Here is a 7,727-nt window from a genome sequence, read left to right as displayed (position 1 = left end):
CGTAGTCAGATGCTCTATCCATTGAGCTACGAGCGCATCGCCGTTTGGCTGAAAACAACTTTACGCGCGAGACCCCGCAATGACAAACTCGCAGATGGGGCTTGCATCACATCAATAGTCCATTGCGGGCTCATTCAAGCCATTTATTCCTATTTTAGTCTCCCTGTAAATGACCGAAACCACATAAAGAAGGGGCCTCGTACCACCGTCGCACGCTTTTCGCGTCCGGAAAAACGGGGTACGAGGCACCCTCTCAACGCGTAGTCGGCGCGATCTGAGTCAGATACGTCGAGCAGGATCACACGAGCGATGCCGCGAAGGAGCGTTCGTCATGTTTTCGTTCCCATTCCGCGCCTGTGCGGAATATAAGCGGAAAATAAAAGGACCCTCCGCGCACCCGGCAGCGCACCCTTATCCTTGCTGCCTTCCGGCCCTGGGGAGGTTCAGATGATACCGTCACACGGAGGATCGCTCCCCAGTTTACACATGCCACCACATAAAGGCGATTCGGAAAAACAAAAGTCCCGCCACCCAAAGGATGACGGGACAACCGCGGAGGATGGGGGATTCGAACCCCCGAGGGCTTGCACCCAACACGCTTTCCAAGCGTGCGCCATAGGCCACTAGGCGAATCCTCCAGCACGCACATCAGTGCGCTTGCTTATCTTAGGCTGAAACGGTCTAAAAATGCTAACTCAGCACATCGAACACCCTCATGGGATAGGTCACGCACCAAAAAGGCGAACGAAATTGCGAACCAGCTTGCCCGCCTGATGGTCACACGCCCCTAGGCGCCCGGCAAGCATCAGCGATTCCACATCATCGGTGCCCGGATAACCCGCATCTTCATAGCGTTCAAGGGCAGCACGAATCGCATCGGAATCGATTTCCGGATTGAACTGCGTCGCGTAGAAGTTGTCTGAAAACCGCATGACTTCAGCGGGACAGGTCAGCGATTTCGCCAACAAGACCGCATCTTCGGGGAGCTCTTCAACGGCTTCTGTGTGGTTCACATAGGTGTAGAACGTGCGGGAAACCCCTTCCAAGATCGGATCATCCGCATGCTCGGCAACCATATAAATCTCGGTGATCTGCGCGGGCTCAGCCCACTTGGTCGTCACCTGACCACCCATCAGAACAGCCGCAACTTCCGTTCCATACCCGGTTGTAAAACAGGGAACGTGAGCGGTCGTCACATCGTGAAGAAGGTGGAACAGTTCAGCTTCAGCGCGCTTCTGCGTCGCCGACTTGTGGACGTCGGACGTTGTCGTCCCATAGGGAGATCCACCAACGATGATGCCGGAATAGGCCTCAACATCAATGTCAGGCAGACCGAGCATGTCGAGTCTGACCTGTTCAAGCTCGGTTTCTGCTAGGCCGGTCGTTCGCTGAAACGAACGGTATTCCGCTTCAACTTCAACGTCTTCGGGACGTGTCGACACCAGCAAGAGAGGTTTCATACGTCAAGGATAGGTAAAGACTTGGAAATGGTCTAACAATTCTCAGAATGAAGACTGTCGATCCGCAAGGAGCCTCGTCACCACACCGCAGATGAAAATACGCAGTCCCAACCTTGCACCAAATTGTATCTTCGCGCCTATCCGGTCACAGAACGGACGCCAAACTACCGGCGCAATATCACTGCGGGCTAATCTGGTGTTCTGACCGGTGAAACGGCCCTGCCCATCAACTGATCAGATCGGAGAGCTCTTCCATGAGCGATAATTCCCGTGGCTTCTTCCGCTGGACCCTGCACGGTGACGGCACTTCCATTGCCCCCGGCGAGGTTGTCTCCCCCAGCGAGCGACTCACGTGGCCTCGAACAATCGGCATCGGCATTCAGCATGTTGTTGCAATGTTCGGCGCAACCTTCCTCGTTCCACTGCTGACCGGCTTCGACCCGTCAACAACTCTCTTCTTCACCGGCTTCGGAACCCTGCTGTTCCTGCTCATCACAGCCGGACGCCTTCCCTCATACCTCGGCTCATCCTTCGCGCTGATCGCACCGATCGGCGCGGTGACCGGCTACGTTGCCGGCGGTGGCCAGACCATCGACGACCATCTTGCTTCCCTGGCACAGGGTGGCATCATCATGGCCGGTGGCTCGCTGTTCATCATCGGCCTGATCGTTCATTTCGCGGGTGCTGCTTGGATCGACAAGCTGATGCCCCCGGTGGTGACCGGCGCAATCGTCTCCCTGATCGGCTTCAACCTTGCGCCTAGCGCATGGAACAACGTGAAGACCGCCCCGCTGACCGCAACCGTCACGATCGTTTCGATCCTGCTGATCACGGTCCTATTCAAGGGCATCATCGGTCGCCTCGCGATCCTCATCGGTGTTCTGATTGGCTACGCAACCGCCTGCATCCGTGGCGAGGTCGACTTCTCCGCCATCGCAAACGCCGACTGGGTTGGCGCCCCGGCGTTCCGTGCCCCGGCCTTCGACCTGTCACTGATAGGCCTGTTCGTCCCGGTTGTCCTGGTCCTCATGGCTGAGAACATCGGTCACGTGAAGTCCGTGTCCGCAATGACCGGCGAGAACCTGGATGATGTCACCGGTCGCGCACTCTTCGCCGACGGCCTGTCCACGATGATCGCAGGCTTCGGTGGCGGCTCCGGTACGACGACTTACGCCGAGAACATTGGCGTTATGGCCGCAACCCGCGTCTACTCGACCGCCGCTTACGTGGTCGCAGCTTTCACCGCTCTCGCCCTGTCAATGCTGCCGAAGTTCGGCCAGATCATCGCAACGATCCCAGCCGGTGTCCTCGGTGGAGCGGCAACGATCCTCTACGGCATGATCGGCATGCTCGGTGTTCGTATCTGGGTTCAGAACCGCGTTGATTTCTCCGATCCGGTTAACCTGAACACCGCTGCGGTCGCCATGGTTGTCGCCATCGCCGACTACACGCTGATTGCTGGCAAGATGACCTTCTCCGGTATTGCGCTCGGCTCCGTTGCAGCGATTGTCATCTACCACCTCATGCGCTGGATCTCGAAGGCCCGTGGTACGAACCTCGAACAGGTTTCGCCCGCATCGGTTCCCGCTGGCACGGAACTCGAGTCCGAACCCTACGCGAAGCGTCGGAAGGCACCTTCAACTGAAGCGTGATTGACGCGAAGTCGGCTCAGTCCGACTACAGCCTCGGTGCACATCCAGTAAGCACCAATTGACGAGGCCAGTTACAGAGCGAATAGCCGGTGACTGCCCCCTGCGGGGCACTCACCGGCTATTTTCATGCAATTCCCACAGTGAAGATGCGCAAGGTCACTAAAACTCGCTGACATTGGTTGAATATCTTGGGAAGCCTTGGCGTTCATACCGGTAGACCTTTGAATGGTGTCCAGGGTCAGTAATGTCCTGCGCACCTCCCCTTCCATGTCTTCGTCGAAAGGAGACATCTCGGTGATTACTTTCGACCACATCTCGCACGTGTTCCCGAACGGGACGACGGCGTTGGATGACGTTTCTCTGTACGTTGAGCCTCATACGACGACGGTCCTGCTGGGCACGTCGGGGTCGGGCAAGACGACGCTGATGCGGATGGTGAATCGGATGCTCTCCCCCACGTCTGGGCGCGTGGTCGTGCGCGGGCAGGATGTTGCGGATGTGGACCCGGTGAAGTTACGTCGCTCGATCGGATACGTGCTCCAGGATGCTGGACTTTTCCCGCATCGCAGCATTGTTGACAACATTGCGACGGTTCCGCGTCTTGAGGGTGCCTCGCGTAGAGAATCGGCGAAACGCGCGCTAGAGCTGATGGACCTGGTTGGTTTGGATCGAGGCCTCGCGAAACGCTATCCGGCGCAGCTGTCAGGTGGCCAGCGTCAGCGCGTGGGTGTTGCTCGCGCGCTCGCAAACGAAGCGGACATTCTGCTGATGGACGAACCTTTCGGCGCACTGGACCCGCTGGTTCGCGCCGACCTGCAACGGGAGCTCCGCGACCTGCGTGACCGCGTGGGCACGACCATCCTGTTCGTTACGCACGACTTAGATGAGGCGTTCATGCTCGGCGACCAGATCGCTGTTCTGCAGACCGGTGGCGTCCTAGCGCAGGTGGGCACGTCCGAGAACCTCGTGACGAACCCCGCGAACGACTTTGTCGCGTCCTTCGTCGGGTCGTCCGGCCAGCGCCGTCTGAGTATGAAGTCCACGCCCGCAGGCACACTCGTTTCTGACCCGGATGGCCGTCCGCTCGGCCTGTTGCCGGAAGGCGAACTCCGATGAGTTGGCTGTCGCAAAACTACTTACTACTCTGGGAGCTTACTGTCGCGCACCTACGCATCGCGATACCAGCAATTCTGGCCGCGGTCATCATTTCAATCCCGGTCGGTTGGGCTTCTACGCGTTCGAAGCGCTGGGGTAGCCCACTATTGACCGCACTGTCGTTGCTGTATGCGATTCCCTCACTGCCAATGCTTGTTGTGATCCCCGTGATCGTAGGAATTGCGCTCCGGAGCGAGCTGAACATCATCATCGTTCTTGCGCTCTACGGGATCGCGGTGCTGATCCGTCAGGTCGCGAATGCGTTTACCTCTCTGCCAGCTTCGGTTCTCGAGTCTGCGGACGCCGCTGGCATGAGCTCATGGCGTAAGTTCATCGGAGTCGAACTCCCACTAGCCTTGCCCGTCATCATCGCGGGCGTACGCGTGGTCGTTGTGTCGACGGTGTCGCTAGTGACCGTAGGTGCGTTCATCGGGATTCGCTCGCTGGGCACGCTGTTCACCGACGGATTCCAGCGAGGTCTGGTGTCCGAGGTATTCGCCGGCTTGGTTGCAACCGTTCTGGTCGCGCTTGTTTTGGATGCGCTGACCATCGCCGTGGGCACCCTGCTCACCCCGTGGACGAGGCCGGGATCCGCGCCTCATCGCTCCCCTGTTTCTAACCCATGTTTGAAGGCGGAGGTGGCCGCATGAGCTTGCTCATGGATGCATTGACATGGCTGTTTGCTGGTGGCCATTGGACGGGGTCCACGGGGATCCTCATTCGTATTGTTCAACATCTTGGCGTGACTGTCGGCGTTGTCACCATTGCCGGCCTGATTGCGCTGCCAATTGGTATTTACATCGGGCACACCGGCCGTTTTGTCACGCTAATGAGCGCGACGTTCGGGGTGGCGCGAGCGATCCCGACGCTGGGTGTTCTGACTTTAATCGGCTTGTGGCTGGGTATTGGCTTGTCAGCACCATTCTTAGCGCTTCTGATTTTGGCGGTTCCTCCGATGCTGTCAGCAACGTATTCCGGTATCAGGTCAGCCTCTCCGACAACGGTGGACGCTGCTCGAGCTATCGGCCTGACCGAAATGCAAGTCGTACGCGAAGTTGAACTGCCCGCCGCGCTTCCCTTGATTATTGGTGGCTTGCGCTCGACGACCCTGCAGGTTGTCGCCACCGCAACGCTCGCGGCGTACACCGCGGACGCTGGGCTGGGTCGTTTCCTCTACACAGGTCTGAAAACCCGCGATTACGGGCAGATGATTGGTGGCGCGATCCTGGTTGTCGCCCTCGCATTGATTCTGGACGCCCTGTGGGTGCGAGCATCACGCAACCCGCGCCTGAATGGCGAAGGCACTGGGAACGCTGAGCGGCCTCGTCGATTCTTTGGACGACGCACAACGAAGAACGAAAGCAATGCGCGCGCCGCGACTCGCTCGGCGGTAAAACGCAAGCGCAAAGCTGTCACCGCAATGCTCGGCGCCACTGCTCTGACGACCAGCGCGTGTGCGACCGCAGCAACCTTCGACCCGAGCTCACAATCGAACGGGCGCGAGACGATCATCGTCGGATCGCAGGACTATTACTCGAACGAAATCATCGCCGAAACCTACGCCATCGCCCTCGAGGAGGCCGGATTCGCGGTCACTCGTGAACTGCGCATCGGCCAGCGTGAGGTCTACATGCCAGAAATTCAGGCGGGCGCGATCGACGTGTTCCCCGAATACACGGGTTCACTGTTGCAGTACTTGGATGCCGATGCGACGCAGACCAGCGCAGACGAGGTGTACGAGGCTCTGAGCGCCACTCTGCCGGACGGACTGCGCGTGCTGAACGCCACGCCTGCTGCCGACCAGGATTCGTACGTGGTGACGACCGAGTTCGCGAACGAACACTCGCTGACGACGATCGGCGACCTCGCATCCGTGGGATCGGTAAAGATCGGCGGCAATTCGGAGTTGGCAACGCGCCCCTACGGTCCGGCTGGACTGAAGTCCATGTACGGCGTGACCGCGACGTTCACGCCGATCGAGGACTCGGGTGGCGCGCTCACGCTGAAGGCTCTGCGTGACGGCGACGTGCAACTGGTCGACATCTATTCGGCTGACCCGTCGCTGGCGGGTTCAGATCTGACAGTCTTGGAGGACCCGAAGGGGTTATTCCTGGCCTCCCACGTGGTGCCGATCGTCTCCCCGCGAATCGACGAGGCCGCGACTACCGTGATCAATCGCGTGTCCGCGACCCTTGAGAGCGCGGATCTGGTGGAGATGAACCGTCAATCGACCGAAGATGGCGCGCCGGCGGCTACCATTGCTCGCTCATGGTTGGAGCGCAAAGGGCTGATTTAAAGCAAAATTTCGGCCTTGAGCGCGTTGTGCAATTTGGTTTCTACATGGTAGGGATCACACTTATTAACGCATGATCGTGCGCTGATCAACGGTTGCACGTACCTCCTTATGGATGACACCGGAATTGCCGGCTCGAAGAAATCTTCAAGTCGTCTTCACCGTAGACGCCTGCTTGTGGATAACCTCCCTTTGTCCTCAGCGTGCGTCACACTAGTAAGGACCACATACTCTTCTTTAGTCGCCGACGATGCTTGCTGGACTTGCACCTCGCCTCGCCAATGCGACTGAGATCAGCCCGCAGAAAGGAGCGCAGCACGTGGGAAAACGACGTACTTCGTCACGCGGTCGTGGCAGGGTTCATGGAAGAGCCCTCCGCATCGGTGACATCGCGGTCGCGTTGATCATCATCTGTATCGGGTCGTATTGTGTTTTTCCCTCGTTCCGTTTTATGCTCGGCCGCCTGTGGAACGATGTTGGCTTCCTCGTCCCCCACTCAGTTTCCGTCGACGATCTGCCTCCCAGCGAAGCTGCGAGGCAACTGAAAGCACTCACCGTTCTCGATCATGATGACGCACCCGACTACGATCGCGACCAGTTCGGGCACGCCTGGGCGGACGAGGACCATAACGGGTGCGATACTCGGAACGACGTGCTCGCGCGCGATCTCACGAACGTGACGTATAAGCCGAAGACACGTGACTGCATTGTCCTGACGGGAACCTTGGACGACCCGTATACAGGTTCCACGATCAACTTCCAGCGCGGACAAGAGACATCCGCTCTCGTACAGATTGACCACGTTGTCGCGTTAGGAAACGCATGGAGGTCGGGCGCGTGGCAGTGGGACGACACCCAGCGTCAACGCTTCGGGAATGACCAGAACAATTTGTTAGCCGTCGACGGTCAAACGAATAAAGACAAGGGTGCAGCATCCGCCGACAAGTGGCTACCCCCAAACGCTGACTTCCGGTGTGCCTACGTCACGAAGCAGATCAACGTGAAATACACGTGGGGGCTCACCATTACCTCTGCTGAGCAATCAAAGATGGCAAGCGTTCTAGCAGGCTGTAAGGCCTCATAGCTACCGCGATCAGGGTCGTCGATATAACAAGGCGGGCGGAGCAACCCTTGTCGCCCCGCCCGGCCTCGTCAACTATTCACTGG

At 58.6% G+C, this 7,727-nt stretch carries 6 protein-coding genes, 1 tRNA gene, 1 other RNA gene and 1 pseudogene; 6 read left to right on the top strand and 3 right to left on the bottom strand.

The annotated features are described in order from the left end of the window. Positions 1–377: 377 nt before the first annotated feature. The 3 genes from ffs to AC5RE1_RS07555 form a co-directional block, all read right to left on the bottom strand. An RNA gene (gene ffs / locus AC5RE1_RS07565) (signal recognition particle sRNA small type) lies at positions 378–473 on the bottom strand. A gap of 80 nt (positions 474–553) precedes the next feature. Next, positions 554–638 (bottom strand) — tRNA-Ser (locus tag AC5RE1_RS07560). An 87-nt stretch (positions 639–725) separates the two neighbouring features. Beyond that, a complete protein-coding gene (locus AC5RE1_RS07555; protein ID WP_285069524.1) occupies positions 726–1,460 on the bottom strand; it encodes a glutamine amidotransferase-related protein in 735 nt (244 codons plus the stop codon). Positions 1,461–1,714: 254 nt separating this feature from the next. Here AC5RE1_RS07555 and AC5RE1_RS07550 point away from each other — a divergent pair, with 254 nt between their 5' ends. The 6 genes and pseudogenes from AC5RE1_RS07550 to AC5RE1_RS07525 all read left to right on the top strand — a co-directional run bounded on the left by AC5RE1_RS07550 (position 1,715) and on the right by AC5RE1_RS07525 (position 7,644). Then, positions 1,715–3,112, top strand: a complete 1,398-nt coding sequence (locus tag AC5RE1_RS07550) for a uracil-xanthine permease family protein (protein ID WP_460257167.1) — start codon at positions 1,715–1,717, stop codon at positions 3,110–3,112. 294 nt (positions 3,113–3,406) lie between these two features. Continuing rightward, complete coding sequence (locus AC5RE1_RS07545) at positions 3,407–4,228, top strand: ABC transporter ATP-binding protein (RefSeq protein ID WP_179370109.1); 822 nt, start codon at positions 3,407–3,409, stop codon at positions 4,226–4,228. Continuing rightward, complete coding sequence (locus AC5RE1_RS07540; protein ID WP_179370108.1) at positions 4,225–4,917, top strand: ABC transporter permease; 693 nt, start codon at positions 4,225–4,227, stop codon at positions 4,915–4,917. The genes AC5RE1_RS07545 and AC5RE1_RS07540 overlap by 4 nt, the downstream gene beginning before the upstream one ends. Further along, positions 4,890–5,516 (top strand): annotated as a pseudogene (locus AC5RE1_RS07535) (ABC transporter permease); the annotation flags it as partial. The gene AC5RE1_RS07540 and the pseudogene AC5RE1_RS07535, both read left to right, overlap by 28 nt. A gap of 171 nt (positions 5,517–5,687) precedes the next feature. Next, positions 5,688–6,563, top strand: coding sequence for an ABC transporter substrate-binding protein (locus AC5RE1_RS07530; RefSeq protein WP_179370317.1), 876 nt, complete (start codon positions 5,688–5,690; stop codon positions 6,561–6,563). Positions 6,564–6,879: 316 nt separating this feature from the next. Further along, positions 6,880–7,644 carry an HNH endonuclease family protein gene (locus AC5RE1_RS07525; protein WP_103632995.1) on the top strand — a complete coding sequence of 255 codons (765 nt, stop codon included), beginning with the start codon at positions 6,880–6,882 and terminating at the stop codon, positions 7,642–7,644. Positions 7,645–7,727: the final 83 nt, after the last annotated feature.

It is taken from the genome of Actinotignum sp. usb-actsch-rep-73, from assembly GCF_059082735.1.
This window is presented reverse-complemented; position numbering and strand designations above follow the sequence as displayed.